This is a genomic window from Methanocalculus taiwanensis (genome assembly GCF_024372745.1).
Classification (GTDB): Archaea; Halobacteriota; Methanomicrobia; order Methanomicrobiales; family Methanocorpusculaceae; genus Methanocalculus; species Methanocalculus taiwanensis.
The window spans coordinates 26,604-49,227 of the sequence record NZ_VOTZ01000014.1 but is presented as its reverse complement, the minus strand read 5'-3'; the positions used below and the strand labels follow the sequence as shown (position 1 = coordinate 49,227).

The 22,624-nt window shown below is 51.3% G+C and carries 29 protein-coding genes; 6 read left to right on the top strand and 23 right to left on the bottom strand.

Annotated elements, in window-relative coordinates; translation table 11 throughout:
- Nucleotides 1–48: 48 nt before the first annotated feature.
- The 10 genes from FTO68_RS07560 to FTO68_RS07515 all read right to left on the bottom strand — a co-directional run bounded on the left by FTO68_RS07560 (nt 49) and on the right by FTO68_RS07515 (nt 7,879).
- On the bottom strand, nt 49–384 hold the full coding sequence (locus FTO68_RS07560) for a DUF2149 domain-containing protein (protein WP_255332780.1): 336 nt from the start codon (nt 382–384) through the stop codon (nt 49–51).
- A complete protein-coding gene (locus FTO68_RS07555) occupies nt 381–998 on the bottom strand; it encodes a MotA/TolQ/ExbB proton channel family protein (RefSeq protein ID WP_255332779.1) in 618 nt (205 codons plus the stop codon). The genes FTO68_RS07560 and FTO68_RS07555 overlap by 4 nt, the downstream gene beginning before the upstream one ends.
- A complete protein-coding gene (locus FTO68_RS07550; protein ID WP_255332778.1) occupies nt 998–1,714 on the bottom strand; it encodes a DUF2162 domain-containing protein in 717 nt (238 codons plus the stop codon). Before FTO68_RS07550 ends, FTO68_RS07555 begins: the two co-directional genes overlap by 1 nt.
- A gap of 148 nt (nt 1,715–1,862) precedes the next feature.
- Nucleotides 1,863–2,852, bottom strand: a complete 990-nt coding sequence (gene ruvB, locus FTO68_RS07545) for a Holliday junction branch migration DNA helicase RuvB (RefSeq protein WP_255332777.1) — start codon at nt 2,850–2,852, stop codon at nt 1,863–1,865.
- The gene (gene ruvA, locus FTO68_RS07540; RefSeq protein ID WP_255332776.1) at nt 2,849–3,442 is read right to left on the bottom strand and encodes a Holliday junction branch migration protein RuvA; all 594 of its coding nucleotides are present in this window, start codon (nt 3,440–3,442) and stop codon (nt 2,849–2,851) included. The genes ruvB and ruvA overlap by 4 nt, the downstream gene beginning before the upstream one ends.
- 7 nt (nt 3,443–3,449) lie before the next feature.
- A complete protein-coding gene (gene ruvC / locus FTO68_RS07535) occupies nt 3,450–3,923 on the bottom strand; it encodes a crossover junction endodeoxyribonuclease RuvC (RefSeq protein ID WP_255332775.1) in 474 nt (157 codons plus the stop codon).
- 308 nt (nt 3,924–4,231) lie between these two features.
- Complete coding sequence (locus FTO68_RS07530) at nt 4,232–4,426, bottom strand: YwbE family protein (RefSeq protein ID WP_255332774.1); 195 nt, start codon at nt 4,424–4,426, stop codon at nt 4,232–4,234.
- 62 nt (nt 4,427–4,488) lie between these two features.
- Nucleotides 4,489–5,928, bottom strand: coding sequence for a COG1470 family protein (locus tag FTO68_RS07525; protein WP_255332773.1), 1,440 nt, complete (start codon nt 5,926–5,928; stop codon nt 4,489–4,491).
- Nucleotides 5,929–5,933: 5 nt separating this feature from the next.
- Nucleotides 5,934–6,974, bottom strand: a complete 1,041-nt coding sequence (locus tag FTO68_RS07520) for an ABC transporter permease (protein WP_255332772.1) — start codon at nt 6,972–6,974, stop codon at nt 5,934–5,936.
- Nucleotides 6,971–7,879 carry an ABC transporter ATP-binding protein gene (locus tag FTO68_RS07515; protein WP_255332771.1) on the bottom strand — a complete coding sequence of 303 codons (909 nt, stop codon included), beginning with the start codon at nt 7,877–7,879 and terminating at the stop codon, nt 6,971–6,973. The genes FTO68_RS07520 and FTO68_RS07515 overlap by 4 nt, the downstream gene beginning before the upstream one ends.
- 152 nt (nt 7,880–8,031) lie before the next feature.
- Between FTO68_RS07515 and FTO68_RS07510 the strand changes: the two genes are divergently transcribed.
- Entirely contained in the window at nt 8,032–8,781 is a 750-nt protein-coding gene (locus FTO68_RS07510) for a hypothetical protein (protein WP_255332770.1), read from the top strand.
- Nucleotides 8,781–9,515 carry a winged helix-turn-helix transcriptional regulator gene (locus FTO68_RS07505; RefSeq protein ID WP_255332769.1) on the top strand — a complete coding sequence of 245 codons (735 nt, stop codon included), beginning with the start codon at nt 8,781–8,783 and terminating at the stop codon, nt 9,513–9,515. The genes FTO68_RS07510 and FTO68_RS07505 overlap by 1 nt, the downstream gene beginning before the upstream one ends.
- Nucleotides 9,516–9,524: 9 nt before the next feature.
- On the opposite strand, the gene FTO68_RS07500 is transcribed toward FTO68_RS07505, so the two are convergent.
- Nucleotides 9,525–9,830: a DUF1894 domain-containing protein gene (locus FTO68_RS07500; RefSeq protein WP_255332768.1), complete on the bottom strand. Its 306-nt coding sequence runs from the start codon at nt 9,828–9,830 to the stop codon at nt 9,525–9,527.
- 109 nt (nt 9,831–9,939) lie between these two features.
- Here FTO68_RS07500 and FTO68_RS07495 point away from each other — a divergent pair, with 109 nt between their 5' ends.
- Nucleotides 9,940–10,647, top strand: coding sequence for a flavodoxin family protein (locus FTO68_RS07495; RefSeq protein WP_255332767.1), 708 nt, complete (start codon nt 9,940–9,942; stop codon nt 10,645–10,647).
- A 29-nt stretch (nt 10,648–10,676) separates the two neighbouring features.
- On the opposite strand, the gene FTO68_RS07490 is transcribed toward FTO68_RS07495, so the two are convergent.
- From FTO68_RS07490 to FTO68_RS07465, 6 genes are read right to left on the bottom strand one after another with little or no spacing between them, the layout of a single operon-like run.
- The gene (locus tag FTO68_RS07490; RefSeq protein ID WP_255332766.1) at nt 10,677–12,305 is read right to left on the bottom strand and encodes a Na/Pi cotransporter family protein; all 1,629 of its coding nucleotides are present in this window, start codon (nt 12,303–12,305) and stop codon (nt 10,677–10,679) included.
- 39 nt (nt 12,306–12,344) lie between these two features.
- Nucleotides 12,345–13,214 (bottom strand): acetylglutamate kinase, encoded by an 870-nt coding sequence (gene argB / locus FTO68_RS07485; RefSeq protein ID WP_255332765.1) that lies wholly within the window; start codon nt 13,212–13,214, stop codon nt 12,345–12,347.
- Nucleotides 13,211–14,356, bottom strand: coding sequence for a bifunctional ornithine acetyltransferase/N-acetylglutamate synthase (argJ, locus tag FTO68_RS07480; protein WP_255332764.1), 1,146 nt, complete (start codon nt 14,354–14,356; stop codon nt 13,211–13,213). The genes argB and argJ overlap by 4 nt, the downstream gene beginning before the upstream one ends.
- Entirely contained in the window at nt 14,353–14,838 is a 486-nt protein-coding gene (locus FTO68_RS07475) for a CBS domain-containing protein (RefSeq protein ID WP_255332763.1), read from the bottom strand. The genes argJ and FTO68_RS07475 overlap by 4 nt, the downstream gene beginning before the upstream one ends.
- Before the next feature lie 10 nt (nt 14,839–14,848).
- Nucleotides 14,849–15,841 carry an N-acetyl-gamma-glutamyl-phosphate reductase gene (gene argC, locus FTO68_RS07470; RefSeq protein ID WP_255332762.1) on the bottom strand — a complete coding sequence of 331 codons (993 nt, stop codon included), beginning with the start codon at nt 15,839–15,841 and terminating at the stop codon, nt 14,849–14,851.
- A gap of 53 nt (nt 15,842–15,894) precedes the next feature.
- Nucleotides 15,895–16,818: an ADP-ribosylglycohydrolase family protein gene (locus tag FTO68_RS07465; RefSeq protein WP_255332761.1), complete on the bottom strand. Its 924-nt coding sequence runs from the start codon at nt 16,816–16,818 to the stop codon at nt 15,895–15,897.
- Nucleotides 16,819–16,937: 119 nt separating this feature from the next.
- Between FTO68_RS07465 and FTO68_RS07460 the strand changes: the two genes are divergently transcribed.
- Nucleotides 16,938–18,470, top strand: coding sequence for a glutamine synthetase family protein (locus FTO68_RS07460; RefSeq protein ID WP_255332760.1), 1,533 nt, complete (start codon nt 16,938–16,940; stop codon nt 18,468–18,470).
- A gap of 35 nt (nt 18,471–18,505) precedes the next feature.
- Here FTO68_RS07460 and FTO68_RS07455 read toward each other — a convergent pair whose 3' ends face one another.
- The 5 genes from FTO68_RS07455 to FTO68_RS07435 all read right to left on the bottom strand — a co-directional run bounded on the left by FTO68_RS07455 (nt 18,506) and on the right by FTO68_RS07435 (nt 20,628).
- On the bottom strand, nt 18,506–19,087 hold the full coding sequence (locus tag FTO68_RS07455) for an SOS response-associated peptidase (RefSeq protein ID WP_255332789.1): 582 nt from the start codon (nt 19,085–19,087) through the stop codon (nt 18,506–18,508).
- A gap of 79 nt (nt 19,088–19,166) precedes the next feature.
- Entirely contained in the window at nt 19,167–19,832 is a 666-nt protein-coding gene (locus FTO68_RS07450; RefSeq protein WP_255332788.1) for a peroxiredoxin, read from the bottom strand.
- 5 nt (nt 19,833–19,837) lie between these two features.
- The gene (locus tag FTO68_RS07445; RefSeq protein ID WP_255332759.1) at nt 19,838–20,191 is read right to left on the bottom strand and encodes a carboxymuconolactone decarboxylase family protein; all 354 of its coding nucleotides are present in this window, start codon (nt 20,189–20,191) and stop codon (nt 19,838–19,840) included.
- Nucleotides 20,192–20,198: 7 nt separating this feature from the next.
- Complete coding sequence (locus tag FTO68_RS07440; RefSeq protein WP_255332758.1) at nt 20,199–20,324, bottom strand: desulfoferrodoxin FeS4 iron-binding domain-containing protein; 126 nt, start codon at nt 20,322–20,324, stop codon at nt 20,199–20,201.
- Between the two features lie 61 nt (nt 20,325–20,385).
- On the bottom strand, nt 20,386–20,628 hold the full coding sequence (locus tag FTO68_RS07435) for a zinc ribbon-containing protein (protein WP_255332757.1): 243 nt from the start codon (nt 20,626–20,628) through the stop codon (nt 20,386–20,388).
- A gap of 115 nt (nt 20,629–20,743) precedes the next feature.
- Here FTO68_RS07435 and FTO68_RS07430 point away from each other — a divergent pair, with 115 nt between their 5' ends.
- Complete coding sequence (locus tag FTO68_RS07430) at nt 20,744–21,349, top strand: flavodoxin family protein (protein ID WP_255332756.1); 606 nt, start codon at nt 20,744–20,746, stop codon at nt 21,347–21,349.
- A gap of 6 nt (nt 21,350–21,355) precedes the next feature.
- Here FTO68_RS07430 and radC read toward each other — a convergent pair whose 3' ends face one another.
- Nucleotides 21,356–22,036 (bottom strand): RadC family protein, encoded by a 681-nt coding sequence (gene radC / locus FTO68_RS07425; protein ID WP_255332755.1) that lies wholly within the window; start codon nt 22,034–22,036, stop codon nt 21,356–21,358.
- Nucleotides 22,037–22,122: 86 nt separating this feature from the next.
- Here radC and FTO68_RS07420 point away from each other — a divergent pair, with 86 nt between their 5' ends.
- Nucleotides 22,123–22,623, top strand: a complete 501-nt coding sequence (locus tag FTO68_RS07420) for a rubrerythrin family protein (RefSeq protein ID WP_255332754.1) — start codon at nt 22,123–22,125, stop codon at nt 22,621–22,623.
- The last annotated feature ends 1 nt before the right edge of the window (nt 22,624 follow it).

Here is a 22,624-nt window from a genome sequence, read left to right as displayed (position 1 = left end):
TGTTTTAAAACAATATCTATTGATAAAGAATAAACCTTCTGATCTCGCTCATGGATCGGAATCTTCAGGGACATAGATCACTTCACCTGTCTGCAGACGGTAGGCAATACCCATCCTGCTCCCTTGTCCACCGGCAAGTTCTGCGGTCATGTTCATCACCTTAATCGATGTCCCCTCCTTCACGATGACCTGCATATCAGGTTGCCCTGGATTCTTAACAACGGTCAGATCGGCGTCAGGGTCAAGGAGCTCAGGAATATTATATGAAACGACGAGGGCTATAAGGAGCGCAACTGCAAAGACCATTGCAATATCGAAGAGGTTTGCCACACCGGAGAGCGGGTCTTCATCATCGTCGTCGAGAATGATCCGTCTCCGTCTCATGGTATCATCCGTGTGATAAATTCCATATCACTTAGATCCTGGATGTACCATCTTCTTCTTATGAGGAGAAGGGCATACGCGATACCCCCAACGAAGAGCCCCAGAACGGTTGTACTGAATGCGATGACGAGGCTCGTTGCCAGCATCTGAATGTCGCCACTTGAGAGGCCAAGGAGTGCTGGTCCAAGCGGGATGAGTGTTCCCATCAGCCCAAGCATTGGGGCAGTTCGTGTCAGGATCTTCAAGCCTTCAAGTTCTTTTGATATTGTGATCTCATAATCGTCAAGGATCTTCTCAAGTTCCACTCTGCATGTCTCATGGTCGAGAGTCTTTGAGATTTCCTGGAGGAATTTAGTGAGGAGATAATTGGTCTTCATCTGTGTAAGGGCTGATGCGGCTTTTTCAGAATGGCCGTTCCGAAGATGTTCCCGTGTTTCCATACATCCATTCCTTAACCCCTCAATGTCCCGCACCCTGCCGGAATATTCCGAGATGAATCTCCCGAAAGTGAGGAGTGTCCAGATGACAAGGAGGAGAAGGAGAATGATCGCAGGATAGAGGAGTGACTCCGATATGACGAACATTGCACCCATGATCATTGATGGTATATCCATTATTGTCCACCTGCCTTTCTCATCTGTCGTGTCCGTTCAATCAGTATCCCCAGGAGGACAATCCCCGCCATCATAGCCATTGCAGTGATGGTGCCGATGATATTGACTGTACTGTCTATGTTCGGCACCGACTCCATCTTCATATATGCAAAGACAATCAACGGCGTTACCAGATAGAAGAGGCCGAGAAAGAGCATCACTGATCCAAGTATTGTCGTTCTGTCGAGTTGATATCGATTGGTGATACTCTTCACTACAACCGCCCCAATGATCACACCGCCTGCAAAGAATGATCCTACGATCCCACCAATGGTGAATCCGGGATATCCGGTGGTCTCAATAAGGATCATGCAGGAGAAGAAGGTGGCTGCAAGGCATGCAGGACACGGGAGGGAGAGCCAGAGGAAGGTGTGACGGGATATGTCGCATTTTTCACAATGCCATCGCCGCCCTGTCTGAATGCCGAAATAGATGAGTCCAACCCCGATAGCGGTATGCATCAGGAGCCCAAGCCCGACTACCTGTTCTGTCAGGTCAAAAGGGATGTATCCGATTCCGGCACCCATGATGAGTGCGATCACCGCATACATGGATGCAAACATCATAAGCTCCTTTCCGGACAGATTCGACAGACCGCACCCTACGCCGCTCTTCACTGCAAGAATGAGTACACCTCCGATGATCCCTGCTGAGATCATCTCAAGTATGATATCCATATTTTTTACATTTACGCAATTTAACTTAATAAATAAATAGGATATGGGTAGATTGGAAAAGCGTTTCTTTTATAAGGTGATGTTATCGTATTTCGGGGATAATCCATTATATGTTGATTATCTGCGTTTATGATATTCTTCTATAAAATCAGCATTCCCATTGAAGATGTTCAACCGCCGCCCCGGTCGTCTCCCGTCCTTTTGGCGTCCGTTTCAAAAAACCGATCCTGATCAGGTACGGCTCATATACCTCTTCGATCGTCCTGACTTCTTCTCCGATTGAGATTGCGATCGTCTTCACCCCGACAGGGCCCCCGCCAAAGTCACGGGCGACCACGGTGATGATCCTGCGATCCAGATCGTCAAGCCCGAGGGGATCGATCCCGAGGATGTTGAGGGCGTTATCCGCCGATTCACGGGAGATAGAGCCGTCCCCCCGGACTGTTGCATAATCGCGGACACGCCTGAGAAGCCGGTTTGCGATCCTCGGTGTTCCCCGGCTCCGCTTTGCGATCTCAAGCGCTCCCTCTTCGGAGATCGGGATCTTCAGGATTGCCGCTGAGCGTTTCACAATCGAGAGGAGATCATCCACCTCGTAGAGGTTCAGCCGGAAGATGAGTCCGAACCGGTCACGGAGCGGGGAGCCGAGGAGTCCGACCCGTGTCGTTGCGCCAACAAGGGTGAACTGGTCGAGCGGGAGCTGTATTGCCCGTGCACCCGGCCCCTCACCGATCATCACATCGATGCTGTAGTCCTCCATTGCCGGGTAGAGGATCTCCTCAACGACCGGGTTCAGCCGGTGGATCTCGTCGATGAAGAGGAGATCCCCGGAAGATAATGCCGTCAGCTGGGCAGCGAGATCCCCGGGCTTGTCAAGAACAGGACCGGTTGTGCTCCGTATTGCCGATCCCATCTCACGGGCGATGATCTGGGCAAGTGTTGTCTTTCCAAGACCCGGCGGTCCTGAAAAGAGAATATGATCAAGGGTCTCGCCCCGGATCTTTGCTGCTTCGATTGCAATCTGAAGCGCCTCTTTGATCTGCGGCTGGCCGACGAACTCATCAAGCCGGGCGGGCCTGATCGCGGGATCGTCGATCTCATCCTCGAACTTAATAGGGGTGATGATCCGATCGGTCATGCTGCTCTCTCCTTCATATGCTGGAGTGCGGCTTTAATGATCGCCTGCACGCTTCCTTCGGGCAGCCGCTCCATCACAGCTTTCACGGAATCCTCAGCCTCCCGCTCGGAGAATCCAAGAGATACAAGGGCTGACTTCGCATCAGATGCTGGCATATGGTCTTCTTTTTCGATGAATGATCCCCTCCGTTTCTTCATCGTCTCTTTCAGTTCCAGGATCAGCCGCTTTGCACTCTTTGGTCCGATCCCCGAGATACTGGTGAGCACACGCTCATCATCATTGATGATTGCCATGGCAAACTGCTCAAGCGAGATCTGCGAGAGAATGTTGAGTGCAATCTGGGGTCCTATTCCTGAGACATTGATCAGGATCTGGAAGAGTTCCTGCTCGCTCTGCCGGTAAAATCCATACAGCATGACAGCATCCTCCCTGACAACAAGCTGGGTGAAAAGCTTTACAGGGCCTTCTGTATCCTGTATCTCCCGGAGGGTTGGCTGGCTCACCTGGAGCAGGTAGCCGATCCCGCCGATGTCAAGGACAACTGACTTTTCACCAACAGAAGAGAGCGTTCCGGTCATGTGTGCAAACATGCTTTTCTTACCTCAGGGTATTGATATGGCAGAGTGCAATCGCAAGACCATCGGCTGCATCATCGGGACGTGGTATCTCCTCAAGCTTCAGGAGCCGGCGAACCATATCCTGTACCTGCTCTTTCTTTGCCCGTCCTGACCCGGATACTGCCAGTTTGATCTGGTTTGGGGTATATTCGACGACTTCGACCCCCCGCTCTTCTGCCGCAAGCAGAATAACGCCCCGCACTTCGGCGACCCTGATGGCTGAGGTGACATTCTTTGTGAAGAAGAGCTCCTCAACGGCGATCTCATCCGGTGAATGCTCTGCAAAAAGCACCTGTATACGGGTGTAAATCTCGTGGAGGCGGTGGCTTGTTGTTCGTTCATGGGAAGATGTCTCGATACAGCCGTAACAGAGTGGGCGTATCAAACGCTCCTGCTTCTCGATCACCCCGTATCCCACGCGGGCAATGCCTGGATCTATCCCGATGACGATCATTATCTATTCTTCTTCAGTTCTCATGGTAAATACGGTTATCCCGCGGAGTGCGAATGTGAAGGGGACGGTAAAGGATGGCAACTGGTAGCTCTGCTCACATTGAGATTAATTAAATTAAATTAACGCAAATCGTAATTTGTATAGAAACCCATTCATAAATGGCGCACACGTGGGACAATAACAGACATAATCCATGCACCACACCCTGGCTTGTCTGATCTATCAACCTATCTTAACCTCGGATATAATCACGTGCTGCCCGGAAATGCTGGCGGGAAGGGACTGGTGCCCTCTCCCGTTCTTAACTTTTAGCCTTGAATCGAGGTTACCCTGCCGACGGTGCCGTCTGCCAGCCTGACCTTGATTCCGTGGGGATGAAAAGAAGAGTTGGTTAAAATTGCGGCGACAATCCCCTCTGTTGTCTTTCCGCTCTGCTGGTCTTTCTTCTGGATAACGCTCACCTGTGATCCGATCCGGAGATCGGATCGATTCCTTCCATTCATCTCTCTATTCTATGCTATCCAAAACGATAAGGGTTTTTAGGAAGGGATGGATCCATTCTGAATCACCGCCTCTGGTGCCTCCTGAATCCAAGGTAGATACCTCCTGCAACGAGTATGAGGAGTAGCACTCCGAGAATCGCCGCAAATGATCCTTCTTTCACATTCACACGGAAGTCATCTTCAACAACCGCCTGATCTGAGCCTATTTTCATGGTGAACTTGTATTCGCTTGCCACCACGTTTGATGGCGGAATGAGAGAGATATCAAAGACTGCCCGCTCCCCTGGAGCAATACCTGCCACAGTTTCAGGGATTATCTCGGCATTCCACCCTGTCGGGGCTGAGATCTCCGGTATTACCGCTGTGAGGTCGCCTGCTGTTCCTGAGTTTCTCACCGTGACCTGGAACTCAAGTGGGTTGGATCCTGTTGTCTCAAGAAGATACCTGTCGAGCGAAACCTCCATCCCATGAGATCCACGGACCGATGCTTCGATCTCTCCCGTATAACGGTCTCCTGTAGGGGCGGTGATGACCGATCTGAAGGTGAACGATCCGATCTCTTCACGGTATTTTGGTGTGACTACCATCTGTATATCCCGCTTATCTCCTGGTGCAAGGTATAGTGCAGATATATCCTGGGTTGTTGTTCCGGTTCCGGTTGTTATGCGGTACCGGACAGACCACCCCTCTGGTACATCCTCAGTTCCGGGAACAAATGTCGCACCGGCCCGGCCGATGTTTTCCAGTGATATGTCTATTGTCGTCGAACTGCCGGGTGTCACCGCTACTGCATAGGTCTCCCAGGTGGCATCAAGTGCGGTATCCCGTGTCTGGAGATAAAGGTCAGAGAGATCCTCGGTCATTCCTGCACGCACCCGTGTGGTAACTGCCGGTGGCGGGATATACCCTTCCTTTTCGATACTGACCAGATACTCTCGTGGTGAGATGACGGTTTTGAGCGTTCCATCGTTTGCACTCGTGAGCAGGATCGGATCGTTGCCCCCGGTTGAAGGTTTCACTTCGACCAGAACACCACCAACCGGCTGCCCGATTTCATCGACAGTCCTGAGCGTAAGATACCCGTCTTCTCCCCGATGTGTTGAATCGATATGAATGGTGAGCCAGAGTGTAGCATCTCCGACATATACCTTGACACGGTATTCTCCAATCGGTGTTTGAGAATCTGTCTCAACCTCAAGGGTAACAGTCTCTTTTGTTCCTGCTGGAAGAGTGACCTGGGTCACTTCAGATCCATCTTTTACAAAATAAAACTCCCAGTTAGCTGTTGTTCCCGAGAACGTATGTACCCAGAGCCTGCCTGTTTCTCCCATTCCGACGCTTTCAATGGTGATTGGGAATGACGAAACTGTTCCTGCTTCGACAACCCTTCCTGGAAACGGTGTTGATATTGAATACTGCTTATTCGTATCTGTATTGGCTGATGCTATCCCAGGAATGAGGATACAAAAGATCAGTCCGATGATTATCAGTCTTCTGATCATTTCACTCACCTCAGATCCATTCTCATAAACCGCATGTACGCAATTCCAAAGAATACTGCCGGGAATACAAGGAGAGCAAGAAGATGCGATAGTATTGATCCGGAAGTATTTGCTGTTGCCTGTGCATACATCCCACCGCCGGGCCCTGTTCTGACCTGCACCGTTTGTGAGGTGATAAGGGTATCTGAGATCGCATTAAAGCTCATCGTCGGGGAGAAAAGCGCTGCAATATCAATCACCGCCTGCCGTCTTGACCACCAGTCCTGCATTTCGAATCTAAACTGCTGGAACTCTTCGGTATCGGTCAATGCCTGGAAGGCACCCATATCCCCCTCAGCAGGAGTTGATTGTATCGTCCGTGGCATTGACGGGGGATCACCTGCGATTGCATCAGCAGCCCCGTTCTCCACAAGCACCGGCAGCAGCCCGGAGAGAAGGATGAAAATAATGAGAGTATAGATCAGCGCTGCTCCACTTGTTTCGGAGATCGCAGACATGCAGAGTCCAATGGCAAAATACGCGACGATCATCAGGAATGCAGAGAATGCAAATATCATTATCGATGACCATTCTTCTGCCCCTGGCACAATGCCGGTGATGAGGAGGAGGGCAATGGAAACGGCTATTGTCGCGGCAAAGATGAACGCAAGTGCTCCGCCTGCGCCGATTGCCTTCCCATTAATCACCTCATCCCGGAATACCGGGTGGGAAAGAAGCACCTTCAGCGATTTCGTCTCCCGCTCACGGGTGATCAGGTCAAAGCCTGCGGTGATCCCAAGGAGTGCTCCCATCGTGACGAGGAGTGCGCCAACCGATTCAAAGACGATCATGGGGGATGGCCGCGTATCCATCAATCCTCGTTCCACTGTTCCTGCTGTTGAAAGCCGTTCATTATAGGAGTCGAGTGTGTCCTGGTATTCGGCAATCCCGCCGATCATCCCGATGATTGTGATCGCAAAAAATATGGCAAAGATCGCAAGAACTGTCCTGTTGCGGAATGAGTCAGCAAACTCCTTTCCGGCAACCACAAAGAGCCCGTTACTCATGCGTCTGCCTCCTTCCTGAAGCGCTGGAGAAGCGCTTCCTCGGCAGATTCAGAATCAATCTGAAGATTTCGAAGAGGAACTCCGGCAGATGTAACTGCATCGGCAATCTCGCAACGGATATCCTGTGATGCAACGATCACAGCACTCGTCCGATCAGGAGTATAGGAGACCGATCTGATCCCCCCGATAGAGAATTCAGGGAGAGGCAGGCGCCCTTCAACACGGACGATTAGATCGCTCCCCTGGTCGGATATCTCCTGCCATGTGCCATCTGCAACAAGCTTTCCCCGTGAGAGAAGCGCTATCCGTGAGCAGATAACACTCACTTCAGAGAGGATATGTGAGGAGACAAGTATGGCTGCTCCATCGGCTGCTGCCTGCCTGACTATCTTCCGGTAATCTGAAACCCCGACCGGATCAAGGTTTGCGGTTGGCTCATCAAGGATAATAACCGGTGGCTCATTCAGCAGTGCCTTGGCAAGCCCAAGCCGCTGTCGCATCCCTTTTGAGTATCCTCCGACAAGGGTTGATACTCCGTCAAGCCCGACAGATACGAGGAGTTCATCTATCCTCTTCTTTCTCCTCCCTGCCTCCATCTCATACAGCCTCCCGAAGAAATCAAGGTTATCGGCAGCGGTCAGTCCGGGATAGAACCCGACATCTTCGGGCATATACCCAATCTTTGCTTTTGCCAGAAGCGGGTTCTTCTGCATGATATGCCTTTCAATCTTAATTTGCCCTGCGTCCGGCTCGATAAGGCCTGTCGTCATCAGTATCGTGGTACTCTTCCCCGCACCATTTGGGCCAAGGAGTCCGACGATCTCCCCTTCGCTTACGCGAAGGGAGAGATTGTCAACTGCTGGCACTCCATTGTACCGCTTGGTTAGATCTGTCAGTTCAATCATGTTCAGAAGAATGAATGCAGGCTGTTTAATAGAGCATTCTCGCACAATCCTCAACATATCGCCTCTGATCCATTTCCCTCTTCATCAGTTGCATCGACATGTAGATGATTGTACCATATCCTTTATACTATTGTAAAAAAGAAATTAGACGAATGAATAACCGGCTCTCTGTCTGGCTCACAATATATATCAGTATCATACTGATCTTTGTCCCGGTATCCGCATTTTGGGACGATGATACTGAAGAGCGACAGATTGTTTTCAAGCGGGAATTCCAGCCACAGGAGCAGATCGTTATTTTCAATTCTATGGAGATGAACGAAACATTTCCCCGCATTAAGCTCCGTGACCCCCGGTTCTCACCCTTCCCGAATCGACCAATGCCTTCAACGAATGTAGCGCCGTTTGGGCTTTCAACCAGACCCCCCATCCTTAATGAGACTGGTGAGCGGACTATCCGGATATTTCATGCACAACCTCGCGATCCCTTTCTTCCGATCAGTATTTCGATATTTCGGTTGAAGGTACGCCTTAATCCCTCCCTCTATCCGCCACTGAGCATTTATCAGGTCAATACCATTCCGACACAGCACGATGTAGTGGAAGAACCGGAATGGAGATTTGTGAACGGGGATCAGACAGAGTACTCTTCCCTCTCCATCCCGGAAGAAAAAGAGCGTATATGGGTCGATCTTCTCTACGAAGAGGGGCCGCTTGTCCTGACGGTATATTCGCCCGATGCTGTTCTCGGTCCGTTTGAGGATGCAGATGACGGTATTTTCGATAACAGAGTATATCTGGAGATTGCCGGAGATACTATTATGCCAGAAGGAGAATGGTACTTCCGAATTGAGAACACCGGTGATGAAGAGAGCCGGTATACATTCACGATCTGGTACTGATGAATCTATATGCAAAGCTTCTGATCATACTCGTCTGCCTGACAGCGCTTGCCTGTTCTGCGGCGGCGGTTCCCTATACGATTAGCTCAGGGTATGAGAACCCCCCGACAGGAGCAGTTCCTGTGACGCCGATCCCGATCGGCTTATTTGAGCTTCCTCTCTGGATATTCCTTCTCCAGGCCTCCTGTTTTCCAATAGAGGTGCTGACTGCCATGAAATTCTGGGCTATTGGCGGGTACAGGCGTGTTTTTGGCTCGAATGTCCTTGATAATTCCCTGAGACAAGAGGTATTTGGGAGGATCTGTAGAGAGCCCGGCATTCACCTTCATGAGCTTACCAGGAAGTCGAAGGCAACCCTGAGCACGATCCGGTATCATTGTGCTATCCTTGAGCGTTCGCACATGATCCGGGTTGTTGAAGAGAAAGGCTTTAAGAGATTCTTCCAGAATGGGGGAACCTATTCCCGTGATGAACTGGATATCATCTCCTGCCTTCGTTCACAGACAGCCTCGGAGATCCTCAGGATTATCCTGATACAGCCCGAAATCTCCCGTCAGGAGATCGCCGACGCCATCGGCAAGAGCGGTCCTTCGATAACCTGGCATATGCACAGGCTTGAAGAGAAAGGCCTGTTGTCGGTGAGAAAAGAGGGGAGATCGGTCCGGTACAGGATTAATGATCACGCATCTCATCTCCTTTCCAGGACAGCTCTTCGGGCTGAAGGTACTGGCTAATTGATACTCTCACTCCACCTTTTTAAGCCCTGACCGGATCGCCTCAAAATCCCCGTCCTCTGCATCGATCTCATAGAGGACGGTTCCATACTTGGGGCAGAGCTTAGTAAATGGGAGAATAATTTTCTTCTTTTTTATCTTCAGCCCGACAAGCATCGGCTTTGGCAGGAGTATATGGAGTCCCCGGAACTCAAAATCCGGCACCATCTCATACTGTTCCGCGGTGTTTTTCCTGACGTAATCATTCACTTCATCAGGCTTTGCATCCATCATGATGACTTTACCGCCAAGATTATTGACACAGCGTTCCTTCATGGTATTTTGTTCGCATCTCTCAGAATAAAAACCCTTGCATCAGTCTCCGGTTTTACCCCGGATCGTTTGGAGCGTCAGCTAGAAATAGCACGAGAGAATAGATTCTCCTATGCCTTCTCCCCTTGTAGGACGAAAATTTGGTGTGAATGTCATTGACCCCCCTGATCCCAGGCGGTGCCAGGGTATCAAAGTGCTTGGAATATCCGGATCCAGCCGTCAGGATGGCGACATGAGCAAATCAGAGCGGCTTCTGAAGAGAGCTCTTCTGAAATATGAGACATTCGGCTCCAAAACCGAGTTCATCAGGCTGAAGGATCTGAAGATTTATCATTGTGAAGGCAATTATTCAGAAGATCCCTCCCAATGTATCTACCCCTGCATGTCGACACTGAAATACACAGATGATCAGATGCAGAGAGTATATGATGCGGTACTCGGGTGCGATATTCTCATCCTCGCCTCTCCAATCAGGTGGAATAATCACTCGGCTTTAGTCCAGAAATTCGTCGAACGTATGAACTGCATCGAGAACCAGTACTCCTGGTTTGGAAACCGGATGATTCATAACAAGGTTGCAGGACTCATCATCATCGGTCATGTTGATGGTGTCCAGCATGTTGCTGGCAATCTCCTGAACTTCTTTTCGTGGCTTGGCTTTGCGATTCCTGATGTTGCTATCACTTCCTGGGTTGGGGAAAATGACGAGGATACTACCCGTGACTGGGAGAAGATTGAGGAAAACCCCTACACACAGGAGGATCTTGAGAATATGGTGCACAGCTCCCTCCGACTCTCCTGCTCTCTGAAGGGGATCTAATCAATCCTTCACAAGGACAGCTCAATTTATTAGTCTGGCTGAGAGTTCTCTTCCCAAAGAGCAGAGTAATCCTCAGTTAGCTTCCTGATATCCCTGATCTTTCCGTTTGCAGCTTCAAGGATTGAAAGAACCTCGAGGTACCGGGAATCGCCGCTCTCATTCAGCTGTGCAATACGCTTCAGGTAGAGTGAGTATTCAAGGTTTAATGCACGCTGGAGCTCGATGTCGCGTGCACGGAGAGAATTGATCGTCTCCTTATTTGAATGGGGGAAGTTTTTTGCGAGTTCCTGGATATTGCCATCAAAAATGCGATAGATCCCCCTGATCGCCTCCACCTGTCCTTTTGGGAATGGACTGCCCTTCCGGTGTGCATTACGGCCGACTTTGGCAAGATCACGGGAGAGATCCCCGAGCCGTTCAAGCTCATTTGAGATCCTGACAAGGAGCATCGTCTTCATACCCTCAGGCTCGGGCAGTGCCTCCCTGGAGAGGACGAAGACCGCTTTTTCTATCTCCTCATCAATATAGTCGTTGACTAGCTCCAGCTTCCCCGCCTTCTGGTAGACACGGGGTGGCTTTGCTGCATCAAATACCCCGATTGCAGCATCAAATGCCCGATGTGTAATATCATAAAGGTGAATCACCTCCTCTTCAATGAGGGGCAGCGCTTCATCAGGTGACTTTGGCATATCCTTTCGAATTGCGACAGTCCGAAAGAGGATCTCCTCCTCCTCGCCGGGAACAGCACGGATGACAAGGCGTGAAAAGGGGTGCAGTGCAAGAATGAAGATCCCCGAAGCAACCACATTGAAGATAAGATGGGCATTTGCAACCTGCTGTGCCTCTGTCCCGCCAATCCATGTGATCAGATCCACAAATGGTACCAAAAAGGGGAGGATCAGCAGCACTCCCCCAACATTAAAGATGGTATGGGCAGCTGCTGCCCGGCGTGCAAAGAGATCGAGGCCCCGTGATGCGAAGAGAGCGGTTGTTGTCGAGCCGATGTTTGCGCCGAGGAGGAAAGGGATCGCCTCGGGCATCGTGATCATGCCCTGCTGGGCGAGGATGACGACAAGTCCGGTTGTCACAGAACTCGACTGGAATGCGGTTGTTACCAGGAACCCGACGAAGATGGCAAGGGGGAGAAAAGCAATGCCGCCGAGGAGTTCAAGGACAAGTGGATCGTTTTTGTAAGGGTCGATCCCATTATTGACGAGCGTCAGCCCGAAGAAGACGAGGCCGAAGTAGAAGAGCGGTTTTCCAAGGAATTTGTATCTCCCGCCGATAAGCCCGATAAGAAATCCTGCAATGATGAAGGCCGGGCCAAATGAGGTGAGCTTGAAAGCAACCAGCTGGGCGGTGATCGTGGTTCCGATATTTGAGCCGATAATGATGCCAAGGCTCTGGACAAATGAGATTGTTCCGGCATTGACCAGGTTGATGGCGATCACCGTCGTCGCCGCACTTGACTGGACAAGCGCAGTGATCCCTGCACCAAGGAGGAGCCCTTTGTAGCGGTTGGTTGTCAGCTCTCCAAGGATAGCGGCAAATCGCCCCCGTGCCACCGCCAGGATCTCCTTGCTGAAGTTTTCAATGCCGAAGAGGAAGAGGATAACTCCTGGAACGACAGTAAAGATCAGTTCCCAGGTGGCGACCATAGCAAAAGAATGATGGATTGTTCAGGATAAAAAAGTGATCTATCCCCGGATCATCGTACCGACGCCAAGGTCGGTGAAGAGTTCGAGGATGAGATTATGCGGGGCATTCCCGTTTATGATATGACATCGTTCAACTCCATTTCTGGATGCATAGATGCATGCTGACAGTTTTGGGATCATGCCTCCCTGGATGGTGCCGTCTGCGATCATTGACTCCACTTCCGCCAGGGTGAGCCGGTGGTAGATCTTTGTCCTGGATGCATCCATCACACCATCCACATCGGTGAGCGATACAAGCTTGCCTGCATCAAGTGCCACTGCAAGTTCCCCTGCCATCGTGTCTGCATTGATATTTAAGTTATTTGCTGCCTCATCAATCGCAAGAGGTGAGATGACCGGGATATAGCCTGAATCAAGCAGCGTCCTGAGAAGCCCGGGATTCACCCGCTGGATCTCACCGACAAAACCGAGATCAACCTCCTCTTCACGATCCTCGATCATCACCTTCTGGGCATCCATCTTCCTGGCGATGACGAGGTTTCCATCGTTTCCGGATATGCCAACCCCCCGTGCGCCGTTCTGTGCGATCAGGGAGACGATGGTGTTGCTGATCTTCCCTGCCAGCACCATCATCGCGATCTCGAGGGTATCATGGTCCGTAACCCGGAGTCCGGCGACAAATTTCGGTTCTTTGCCCATCGCCTTCATCTTTTCAGTGATCTCGGGTCCCCCGCCATGCACCAGGACGACACGCATACCAATGTAGTGGAGGAGGACGGCATCCTCAATGACGGTATTCATAATTGCCGGGTCGACCATCGCATGGCCGCCGAGCTTGATTACGATCGTCTTCCCGTGGAACTGCCTGATATAGGGCAGTGCCTCCATCAGGACATCTTCGCGTTTCATGTTGTATACTTCCCGTTTATCTCAACGTACTTCTCGGTTAAATCGCAGCCCCATGCAGTTGCCCCGGCATCACCGGAATCAAGATCAATCGAAAAGATAACCGTATCACCTCTCATTGCGGCTTTTGCAGCGGCAAGATCGGCGGTTATCTCACCCTTTTGTACAAGCGGTGTCTTCTCCCCGCCGCCTCCGATCCAGAGGGAGAGATCCGGTATCTCAAAGTCTACCCCTGCATACCCGGCGGCAGCTACAACACGTCCCCAGTTTGGATCCTGGCCATAGACTGCGGTCTTGACAAGCGGACTTGTCACAACGGCTTTTGCCACTTTCTCTGCATCGCTTTCGTTCCGTGCACCGGAAACGATCACCTCGATTAGTTTTGTGGCTCCCTCACCATCCCGTGCAATAGCTTTTGCGAGGTGAATACATGCGGCAGTCAGGCCCTCCTCGAACTCCTTCAGAGGAACCGCTCCTGCTTCACCGGTTGCGGTCAGGAATACGCAGTCATTTGTCGAGACATCGCCATCTACAATGGTCCGGTTGAAACTACGGGAGACAGCCCTCTTCAGGATCGGCTGGAGATCCGGCTGGGCGATCTCCGCATCCGTATAGATGAACCCGAGCATCGTTGCCATATTCGGAGCTATCATCCCGCTTCCCTTTGCGATTCCGCCAACAGCGAAACTTTCACCTTGTAGAAAGGCGTGTTTCTCCACAAGATCGGTCGTCATGATCGCTCTGGCTGCCTGTATCTCCGCCTCTTCAGAGGATGAGAGCGAGAGCGATCCCGCCTGCTTTTCAATAAGATCGAGGTTCAGGTACCTTCCTATGACGCCGGTACTTGCAACCCCGATATTCATCGGATCGATACCGAGCGCCTCCCCACCGATCTCCGCCATCCTGATTGCATCCTCCATCCCGCGCCTGCCGGTATAGGCGTTTGCACATCCGGAATTGGCGATGATTCCCTCAAGCCGGTTCTTCTTCATCCGCTCTGCCATCAGGTCGATGACAGGTGCCCGTGCCTTATTCTGGGTGAAGACTGCTGCTGAATTTCCTGATGCTTGTATCAGCGCAAGCCCGTACTTCCCTTCTTTTATACCCGCGGCAGTGACACCGGCAACACCACAGATACTTTTCACTCGGCATCCTCCTCCTTCTTCCGTCCGATCCCCTCGATAATGTCAGCTCGTGTGACGATCCCGGCAAGTGCCCCCTCCCTGAGAACCGGGAGCCGGGCGATACCTTCGTGGAGCATGATTCTGGCAGCTTCTTCAATCGTGTCCTCAGCATCGACGGTGATGATCGGATAGCTCATCACTGACCGGACATGCCGTGATCCGATGTCTGAGAGGGCATCTTTAGTCTTTTCCCAGTTGAAAAATTCACGGATTGGGATCTCGATCACCTCAAGCGGGGATGGTAGCCAGAGGTCATCGCTTGGGCCTTTCACCGAGAGAAGTGCCAGGATATCCGATTCAGTGATTATCCCGATTAAGTTCTCTCCATCCATCACCGGGAGTCCGCCGATCTTCTTCTCTCGGATTATCCTCGATGCTTCACGGATTGTATCTTCTGCCTGGATGGTCACGGGATCCGGTGTCATGACTGTTTCTACGTTCATACTACATACCTCAGGGTGTGGCTGCCGGGAAGAGAAGCCCTGTTGTTTCCTCAAGCCCACAGATGATATTCATATTCTGTACTGCCTGTCCGGCGGCGCCTTTCATCAGGTTGTCTATTGCTGAAACGGCAACAATACGCCTCCCCCCTTCTTCCACCTCAAAGGCGATATCGCAGAAGTTCGTTCCCCGGACATGCCCGAGTTTCGGGGTCTGGAGCCGGATGAAGGGCTCGTTCCGGTACATGTGCTCAAATCGCCGCCTGACTTCGTCGGTTGTGACAGGGCGTTCGGTAATGATATGTGCAGTTGTAAGGATGCCGCGTGTCACCGGGACGAGGTGCGGAGTGAAATGGACGCTGGCCTGCGATCCGAGGCGTGAGATCTCAAGCTGCATCTCCGGTAGATGGCGGTGTTGTGTCCATTTGTATGGATTGATATTGTCAGCGACATTGGGGTAGTGTGTCGTCTCAGATACGGTATCTCCTGCTCCGGAAACACCGGTCTTTGAATCATAGATGATTGTCCTTGCAAGATCCGCAACCGGTGCCGCTGCGAGTATTGCTCCGGTTGGAAAACATCCGGGGTTAGCAACGAAAATTGAGCCTTTCACTTCGTCACGGTGGAGCTCAGGGATACCATACGGAGCTTCAAAATATGCGGTATGAGAAACGCCATAGATTTCTTCATATATCGGCTGTGGAAGCCGGTAGTCTGCCGAGAGATCGACCGTTTTGATCCCACGGGAGTGGAGTGATCCCGCATACTGCATCGCCACGGTATGGGGAACTGCCAGAAAGACGACGTCAGCATCGACTTTATCCACATCAGGGTTAGTATAGTTGATATCAACAAATCCTTTCAGATGGGGTTGATCCTTGCTGACCAATGTCCCGTCAAGTTTGCGGGAAGTGGCACAGGTGAGCTCCGTATCGGGGTGAAGGGCAATGAGCCGCATCAGGTCTCCACCCGCATATCCGGATGCTCCGATGATTGCAATATCCATACATGCTATCTTGCAGAGGTTGGATAAAGGGTTTTACCCTGATGGGCAGATGGCTACTCTGCTCCACCGGGAATCGGCTGCCCCGTCCGCCTGAGAAGGTCAATTCCGAGCTGTTCGATCAGATCGCGCGATTCCAGCTGTTCAAGAAGATCTGATGGCAGCCCGCTTTTCCCATATTTTGCACCTGCATATGCCCCACAGATGAATGCAATGGTATCTGCATTTCCTCCTGTCTGTGATGCAATCGTAAGCAGTTTATCGGGATCGTCTAAACGACGCGACAGGAAGCATGCGAGAGGCACAGTCTGGTACACCGAACTGTCGCTTCCGATCCGCTCATACGCTCCCTGGATGGAAATGCCACTTTCGTCTGCGAGCCGGAGTGCTTCACGGACACGGACTCCAAGCAGTTCATCCTCCCGCATGGCTGCCGCCGCTGCCAGTGCAAGCGGATCCCGATCCCCGGCAAGAGTTGTCCGGATAAGGGTGGCTACCGTCACCGCCCCTGCGAGAGCTCCTGGGTGAATATGGGTTACGCTGCATGCAACGACGAGCCGTTCCGAACATTCGATCAGGTCTGTGAAGGCGAGTGCAAAGGGGATGGCGAGCGGGACTGCTCCGGCAGTACTGGAATTGACTGATGCTTCTTTCCAGCGTATTGTTTTGAGGCGCTCGCATGTGGCATGGACTGCACTGTCCGGAAACCGGAGCCGTCCTGCATCGTAGGTCTCCTTGAGAGCGGCGGCATATGCATCTTCAGAGTATTCCCGGTCAGCAACCTGCCTTCCAACAATAAGCATGATCTGGGTGTCGTCTGTGTACTGTCCTTGCTTGAGCGAATCATTCGGATGGCCTTTATAAGCTTTCCGAAACCCCCGCAGGGGAGCGTGCAGGCGGGGAGGTGCTGTTTCATTCGGCATGCCGAGCGCATCACCGAGCGCAGCACCGAGGAGGCATCCTTTATACTGTTCGAGCATCAGATGAGGGTTGTTCTTCGAGGTAATAACCCTTGCCGGTCGGCGGGAGGGATGGAAGGAATTTATCTTCCATGTAGGGGTGCAAAAATAAGGCTCCCCTGCCCTGAAGAACCATTTTAATGGAACTTGTCACACCGTACCTGTACATGGAGATAGACGATTCCCCTCAGAACCCCAATGAACTTGAACGGTTTATCGGGAAACCTGCTACACTGTTTAGTAAGGATGATCTCATCCGGTTTGTTGTCCATTATGGCATCGAGATGATCAACTTCCGCTACGTGGGAGAAGATGGAAAGCTGAAGACACTCAATTTTGTGATAACCGGGAAAGAGCACCTGGATACAATCTTAAGTGATGGCGAGCGGATCGACGGTTCGCAGCTCTTCTCTTGTATCGAAGCTGGTTCAAGCGATCTATATGTGGTTCCCCGGTATAGAACGGCGTTCTTAAACCCCTTCTCCGAGGTGCCGACACTTGAGCTCCTCTGCTCATTCTACACAAATGAGGGGAAACCGCTCCCAAACGATCCTTCATATGTCCTGAGAAAGGCACATGAGCTATTCAGGAGAGAGACCGGTGCCGCGTTCCTTGCCCTTGCAGAACTTGAATACTATGTGATCGCAGAGCCTGATCCCCTCTATCCCGTATGCGATCAGCGTGGATACCATGAATCACGGCCATTTACCCAGTTTGAGGAGTTCCGTATTGAAGCTCTCCGCCTGGTTGCACAGGCTGGCGGGAAGGTCAAATACGGCCATGCAGAGGTGGGATGTTTCACCCAGGATGGAAAACTCTACGAACAGCACGAGATAGAGTTTCTCCCTACCCCTATAGAGGATGCGGTCGATCAGCTGGTAATCGCAAAATGGATCGTCAGGATGCTCGGTGAGGCATATGGTGTGCAGGTGAGTTATGCGCCAAAGATCACAGTCGGCAAAGCCGGCTCAGGTCTCCATTTCCATATGATGGCGGTAAAAGATGGGATGAACCTTATGGTCGGGGAGAATGGGCTCTCCGATTTTGCAAAGAAGATGATCGCGGGTCTCCTCGAATGTTCGGATGCCCTGACTGCTTTTGGAAATACGATCCCGACATCGTACCTGCGGCTGGTGCCACACCAGGAAGCCCCGACCAATGTCTGCTGGGGAGATCGGAACCGCTCCGTTGTTGTCAGGGTTCCGCTTGGATGGATCGGTGACGGCGACATGATCCGTGATGCGAACCCGGCAGCTCCACCTGCAAAACAGCAGCGTATGGGGAAACAGACTATTGAACTCAGGACACCTGACGGCTCCGCAGATGTCTACAAGATTGCAGCCGGGCTTGTTGTTGCATCGCTCCACGGTATCAGGATGCCGGATGCGCTGGACAGGGCACGCGATCTTTATGTCGACGGCAATATCTTCGATCCGAAGAATGCAGAGAAACTGAATTCACTAAAGCAGCTTCCCGCCTCATGTGTCGAGTCAGCTGATGCTCTCGAAGAAAAGCGTTCGATCTTCGAATCAGATGGCATATTCCCTGCAGCGCTCATCGATTCAACTGTCACACAGCTCAGGAATTTCCAGGATAAAGGGCTGAGTGAGAGGATCTATGCGAAAGAGAAGGAAATTAGGGCAATCGTTGAAGAATTTATCCATATCAAATAATTATTTTTTATACTCCAAAATTGGATGGATGCTGCTTACCACCAGTGATGGCGATCCGGACGTAAGATCAGGGATGGTTTATCGGGAACAGCAGAGTTATTAATCTCTTTTGATACAGCATACATATCCATTACCTCTTCCGAGGGAGCGTTTATTGCTCCTGCAAGCCACTCCGCCTCGCCTTTTTCAGTGAGTACAAAAGGCATCCTGGGATGAATCCTGCTAACCGGTTCGACTGCTGCTCTTGTAACGATACAGAATGCCTCTCTTCCCCTGTCATAGATCCCTGCGAATGCGACAAGTTCCCTCTCTGGAAAAAAGATATAGTAGGGTTGTTTTCGCATCCCCCCGGTCTTCCATTCATAAAAGCCGCTTGCCGGGATAGTGCAGCGCTCCTCTCTGCCTCTGGTTTTTCGTTCCATTCCCTCGACTCGTGCATTAATCCGGCGCCGGCCGTCATCCCTCATGATTCCAAAGACAGCCTCTGTCAGCTTATCCTCTGTTGTTATTATCAAAAGGCGCTGTCCCGGAGCGGCATTGTAACGTGGAGGAATTGGTGGAATGGCGAACCGCTCGCTGAGTATGCGGGTGCCGATTATGGTATAGCGGGAACACATATCTGGCAAACCCCATCGTATTGAAGCAATAGCAGATCAGATCTCTGTGTGGTTGCAATGGATTTTATAAAAAAAGGAGTCAGATCTGTTTGAAACAGAGGTACCAGTCTTTGCATTCGTACCCCTCAGTCTCACGGATCTCAGCCTGTTCGACGGTCTTTGGTGCGGGTACCACCACCTTGTCTCCAGGCTGCCAGTTTGCGGGTGTTGCAACCCCATGCTCATCGCTTGTCTGGAACGCCTTTAGGAGACGGACGAGTTCAGGAATGTACCGCCCGTTTGAGAGCGGGTAATAGAGGATGCCCCTGATGATCATCTGGGGATCGATGTAGAAGACTGCACGAACCGCAGCGGTGGTACTCTGGCCTGGATGAACCATGCCGAAGAGTGATGCCACCTTCATATCCAGATCCGCAATAACCGGGAATGGAATTTTTACTCCCATCTTCTCTTTTACATTCCGAACCCATGCGAGATGGGAGTGGATGCTGTCGATGGAAAGGCCGACAAGCTGGGCATTTAATGCCTCAAACTCTGGGTTTGCCTGGGAAAGTGCGATAAACTCGGTGGTGCAGACCGGTGTAAAATCTGCCGGATGCGAGAAAAGTACGACCCATTTCTTGTCCTTGAAGTCAGAGAGCTTCATTGGCCCATGTGTTGTTATCGCTTCAAAATCCGGGGCTTCCTGGCCTATAGTCGGCATACTCGGTCCGCAGTCACAGTACATATCCATATCGTCACACATTTCAATCATCCCTTCATTATCTCTTCCATGGCAGTCTTGCCATAGACATATGCGGGCATTCCGGAGAGCATGAAGGTTACCCGGAGTCCCTCTTCGATCTGTTCTTTTGTTACGCCAAGCTGTTTTGCACCGGCAAGCTGGGCACGGATCGCATGCTCATCCCTGAGAGCCGCTGCAATGGCAATCGCCAGGACTTTCTTTGTCTTCCGATCAAGAGCACCGTCTGCCCAGATATGCTGGTCGAACTTCATGACCATCTCAAACATCTCAGGCTCCTTCTCCATAAGCCCGCGGAAGAAGACCGGCACTTTACCGATTTTCTCCTCTAGAGTTTTAAGATCGTCTTTCTTTTTTGCCATAGCGTCATCACTCCTGCAATTCCATTGGCTGGCCGCAGCAGATCAGTTCGCCACCGCCGGCCTCCTTGACCTCGACGACATTTCCGCAGATCTCACAGACGAAGATCTGTCCTTCACTGGATACATTTACCATCGTTCCTCACCTCATTTCGGCCTCCAAGGGCGATTCCGGCTGCATACCTTCTATGCAACACTTAAATCTTTGAATCACCGCGTTTTGGAGGGTTTTGTACATCTTCAGCTGTCTTGATATCAGGCCTTATATGGGTCATCGGGAAGCACTGGTACTCTGCACATTCGCAGGTCGGGCATTTCCTGAGATCCTGTTCGGCTTCTGTCAGGGTCATTTCCCTGCCACAGTCGATGCAGACATATTTGCCAGGTTTTGCTTTTCCTCCTGCCTTTACAATTTCACAACGTTCTTCTACATTGGCCATTGGTCTTTCACCAAAACGTGAATGGGTCTTGCCTGTATTTAATCATTGTGAAGATGTCTGTGTTTTTTTTGGTAGGAGAAGAACAATTATCTGTTCTGCCGGTAAGAATGGAGATATGGAGTGCCATATCATTGCATTGCTGGGAAGCCCGAGACAGGAAGGAAATACCGCGATACTCATGAGAGAAGCGATCCGTGGTGTAGAAGAAGCCGGATGCACCGTCGAGGTTGTCTGGGTACCCGGCCTTTCGATCAAACCCTGTATGGAGATCTTCGCCTGTAAAGCACAACCACGGTGTGCGATCAAAGATGAGATGCAGCAGTACTATGATAAGATCCGGGATGCTGATGGACTGATCGTTGCAACACCTGTTATGACGATGGGGGTGCCCGGTGCACTGAAGTCTTTCATTGACAGGTTCCAGGTCTTTTATATGGCAAAATATGAGCGTGGCGAATCCCTGATATCCTCTGAACAGAGGAAGGTGCGGAAGATGCTCCTCCTCTCGATTGCAGGTATGAATATCAAAAATCTCTTCTCCGGTCTTGTCCAGACGATGCATGCATTCGGGGAGATCATCGATTGTCCGCTCTCGGACAGCCTGCTTCGGGATGATATGGATACGATAAAGGATCTTAAAACGCGGCCGGAGCTTTTAAAAGAGGCATATGCCAAAGGATATGCACTTGGGGATGCAATCAGAATGGCAAAGTGCGGCTGATCTGCCTCAGAAGTACCCCTCTCCATGGAGTGAGCAGAAGCCGTTCTCGGCGACGATGATATGATCGATCAGCCTGATTCCAAGGACTTCACCTGCTTCTGCAAGCTTCTTTGTCACAGCGATATCATCAGAGCTGGGTGTGACGTTCCCTGAGGGGTGGTTATGCATGATGATGATTGAAGCGGCACGGTCGCTGATTGCATCTGCGTATACCTCACGGGGATGTATCTGGCTCTGGTTTAAGATCCCTTTTGTAATTGTTCTTCTTTTAATTAGCTCGTGCGCCCCGTTCAATGTGATGCAGATCACATGCTCCTGCCGCTCCACCCGTATCTCCTCGGCATAGGGGAGTGCGTCTTCCGGGCTTGTGATCTTCGGGCGGCATGATTTATTCTGCACACGCCGTGCCAGTTCGAATGCTGCCAGTATCTGGCAGGCTTTCGCCTCGCCTATACCCTGTATCTGCACCAGATCCTCACATGAAACCGAGAGCCCTTTCTCTCCGATGCACCGGCAGATATCTTTGGAAATGGCTGTGACGTCATGGTCCTTGATACCCCTCCCGATAATGGCAGCAACAAGCTCGGGATCGGAGAGGGAAGATGCCCCCCTGGCTCTGATCCGTTCCCGTGGGCGATCGATCTCCGGGGTTTCACGTATCAGGCGTACCTCCGGCTGTACTTTCATGCTATTCATTTTTGGGATGTTTTCTGTTAAGGATGTCGTTCGCTTGATCCAAAACATTTTTCCTGTTTAACTGCCATTGAACTGGTATGGCAACCGAACAGGATATTATGGAAGCATTCGCAGGTGAGTCGCAGGCGAACCGGAAGTACGCAATTTTTGCTGAAAAAGCGCAGGAAGAAGGGTTTTCAAATGTGGCAAAGCTCTTCCGGGCAGCATCAAAGGCAGAAGAGATACATGCACGCAGGCTCCTCAGGATAGCAGGCATGATCCAGTCGACCGCCGAGAACCTGAAAGGTGGCATTGAGGGTGAAACCCATGAATTTACAACGATGTACCCTGATTTTGTCGAGCGGGCACAGGCTGAGGGGAGGAAAGATGCAGAGATCACCTTCACACATGCGATGAAGGCAGAAGAGGTGCATGCAGGCTTATATAAGGATGCACTTGAAGCAGTCACAAATGGTTCAGATCTCAAGGCGGATGATGTCAAGATCTGTCCGGTTTGTGGCAATGTTTTCATCACCACGCCCCCTGAGAAATGCCCGATCTGCGGTGTTCCGGCAGGCAGTTTCCAGGTAGTGGAGTGAA